Origin of the sequence: Candidatus Oleimmundimicrobium sp., from assembly GCF_030651595.1 — a bacterium.
Lineage (GTDB): Bacteria > Actinomycetota > Aquicultoria > UBA3085 > Oleimmundimicrobiaceae > JAUSCH01.
Window position 1 is genome coordinate 1 of record NZ_JAUSCH010000061.1, and the last position, 3,206, is coordinate 3,206.

Below are 3,206 nucleotides of genomic sequence, written 5' to 3' on the forward strand. Positions count from 1 at the left end.
GTAGTCTCTTAGTTGGGAGTCGGGAGCTTGTTAGCCAGATTGCTGGTTTTACTATACTCCATACTCTATCAGCCATCAGCCAACAGCCAATAACTTTTTCTTTCTTCTGTTCCAAAGTAAATCAATAAAGGCCTCAAGCCGCGTAATTACTCCCGCTCGCCCGGTTTGCTCATCGATAATTAAAGTAAGCACGGGGATATCTAGCTCTTTACGAACTTTGGGTAATACGCTTTTAGCAATTATTTCCGGCATACACGTGAAAGGCAGAAGCTGTATAACCCCATCGAAACCCTCCTCGGCAAACTTAACAACGTGTCCCACTGTTGTTTGGCCTTCTCCGCCCACAAAGTGTGAAAGATACGGTTTTGCCGCCTTTGCTAATTCATCGCTATCTGTCCCCATCACAGAATTTTTTTTCGACGGGCCAATCCAATCGGTTAAATAAACTGCCCGTTCAAGATAGATTCCCTTCTGTCCCAAGTATCCTTCGATATCAAAATTTACATAAGGCTCTAAAAGAGCATAAAATTCTCCAACTATGCCTATTTTTAGCGGACATCTACACAAATCTTTTTCTACCTCATTTACCAAAGACAGGGCTTTCTCTTTCGCCTTCTTTATCTCACAAGGTGTTATAGCGTCTTTAAGAGCTGCAAGGCCTTTTTTGTGAGCCACCGTAGTATCCCTGGGATTTTTCTCAAAAGCCCTCCACTTGAGAACCTCTCTTTCAACCTCATCAATTGCAACCGCCTTTTTCCACACTATACGTACCGCCTGTAAAATTTGCCAAAGCGTTTTTTTTGAAGCAATTTTTTTACATTTTCCGGCGAAATCTTTTATGTCTGCCATTGGTGGCTCAAGTGTAATCATCTCAAAATCATATCCCATATCGTGCAATATCTTATTTTGAATTTCGGCATAAAAACCAAAGCGACATGGGCCAATTCCCCCAACCATAACTACCGCATCAGCCCCAGCTTCAAGTCCCTCAATAAGGTTACCTATTGTAACTTTGAGCGGAAAGCACGCAAACTCAGGAGCATACTTAACCCCCAAATTAATTGCCTTGGTGGTTGTTTTAGGGGGTAAAACAAAATTAACATCGAGCCGCGTAAAAAGATCCGAAAGGATAATATCTAAGTTTCCCATGTGTGGAAACGTTATCTTCATGATTTTTCTTTCACCGCCTTACGCGATATCATATCCGTAAAAGCCTCGAGACGAGTAACCAATCCCGCTTCACCGCTATGTTCATCTATCACAATAGGCATAATTGGAACAGAAAATCCTTTTTCCTTTGCCTCATGCTCAATTAGAATTTGAATTAATGAATCGGGCCCACACGCAAAAGAAAGCACATAAATTATTCCATCAACGGCCCTTGTGTCAAGCCAATGAAAAACCGCTCCGACAACATCTTTTTCGTAAGTCCAAAACAGTTTTTTTTGTAAGTTTGAAACAATTTCATCAATTATTTCGGGGGAAACCATCTCCGCAGTTAAAACTTTTATGTCTTTTTTTTGAAGACGCTCTATGAGATTCATGCTTACATAAGAATCGAAAATATTGTACGGATGACCCACAACACCAATACGAAGTGGCCCCTTGGGAACAGGGGAAAATCTTCCTGTTAGCGCTTCATTAAGCAGACAACCATTTTGCGTGAGATGTTTAAATGACCTCAGATCATTAAGCCCTTTGTGAAAAGCAAGCGTTATCTTAAAAAAGTTCTTTGTAAAGTAACCACCCAATTCATAGATGGAACGATAGAATTCTCGCCAACCAAGCTTAAGATTGATGGTAGGTGAAATAATTTGCGGCAAATCAACATCAAGTGCTCGTATCATATCCGGCAAACCCAAAAATTTCGGACAGGTATATGCTCCGCCTTCAACGCTTACTATTCGGGGGACAAAGAGCGCATCAACTTTATCTTTGAGAGAAAGAGTGTGTCCATAAAAGACTTTTACGGGCAGGCAAACTTCGTTTTCGGCTGCTTCCGTGCCAAGATTTAAAATCCTCTTATTCGTTTGAGGAGATAAGACAACTTCCGCCCCAAGCTCAGAAAAAAAAGTATTCCAAAGAGGGAAATATTTATAATATAGTAAAGCTCGCGGTATGCCCACCTTCATGATTGCCCCCTTATTTAGTGGGAACAAGTTAAAGTATAGCTCTAATTTAAATAAATGAACAACAGAAATCGCCCTCTCGGATAAAATTTGTTATTATTACAAAAAACAAATAAATGAGGAAAAATGAAACCACGAAAAATCTTCGAAATAGTTGTGTTAATTGGAATTGTAACCCTTGTAAGCTGGGTTTGGATAGCAAAAGAGCAAGTTTATGTCAATAATCCTTACGTCGAAGAAACCACCTTAATGGATACATATGTGACCATAAAGGCTTATGGGAAGAGCAAAAACAAAGTTGAAAGAGCTGTAAACAAAGCAATAGCAGAGATTAAAAGAATTGACAACATAATGAACTTTTACAATGAAAACAGTGAAATTTCAAATATAAATAAAAGGGCTGGGGAAAGCCCCGTAAAAATCTCTGATGACATGGTACAAACAATCTCTCTTTCCTTAGCTTATGCAGAGAAAACCGGCGGCGCTTTTGACCCAACAATCGGGGCGCTAACCGGTTTATGGAATTTTGGAAAAGAAAAAATCCCTTCCGAGTTGGAAATGGAGAAAGGGTTACCTTTGGTCGACTATCACCTTGTCGAATTAGACAAAAAGCAAGAAACAATTGCTTTTCTAAAAGAGGGAACAAAATTAGATTTTGGCGGTGTGGCTAAAGGTTACGCGGTGGATAGAGCTATGGATATATTGAAAAAAGAAGAGATAACTGCGGCCTTAATCACGACAGGAAGTACCACTAAAGTTTTCGGATTCAAACCAAAAAATAATCTTTGGAAAATTGGAATTCAACACCCCCGCCCAAGTGAGACTGAGAAAAATATAATGGGTGTAATATCTACAACAGACAAAAGCATAAGCACATCGGGAGATTATCAACAATACTTCATAAAAAATAAAATCCGCTATCATCATATTTTAAATCCAAAAACGGGGATGCCCGCGCAAGGATACATAAGTGTCACCGTAATAACTGACTTAAGCGCCGCTGAAGCGGATATTTTATCAACGGCAATATTTGTAATGGGTTATCCAAAAGGAATGGATTTTATAAAACAAAACAAC

General features: G+C 39.5%; 3 protein-coding genes. 1 reads left to right on the forward strand and 2 read right to left on the reverse strand.

Annotation, left to right across the window (positions count from 1 at the left end; all coding sequences use genetic code 11):
* Positions 1 to 75: 75 nt before the first annotated feature.
* Both Q7U95_RS04215 and Q7U95_RS04220 read right to left on the reverse strand, forming a co-directional pair.
* Positions 76 to 1,170, reverse strand: coding sequence for a hypothetical protein (locus tag Q7U95_RS04215; protein ID WP_308752106.1), 1,095 nt, complete (start codon positions 1,168 to 1,170; stop codon positions 76 to 78).
* Positions 1,167 to 2,132, reverse strand: coding sequence for an acyl-CoA dehydratase activase-related protein (locus Q7U95_RS04220; RefSeq protein WP_308752108.1), 966 nt, complete (start codon positions 2,130 to 2,132; stop codon positions 1,167 to 1,169). Before Q7U95_RS04220 ends, Q7U95_RS04215 begins: the two co-directional genes overlap by 4 nt.
* A gap of 123 nt (positions 2,133 to 2,255) precedes the next feature.
* Here Q7U95_RS04220 and Q7U95_RS04225 point away from each other — a divergent pair.
* On the forward strand, positions 2,256 to 3,206 hold a 951-nt coding region (locus Q7U95_RS04225; protein WP_308752110.1), incomplete at its 3' end, for an FAD:protein FMN transferase.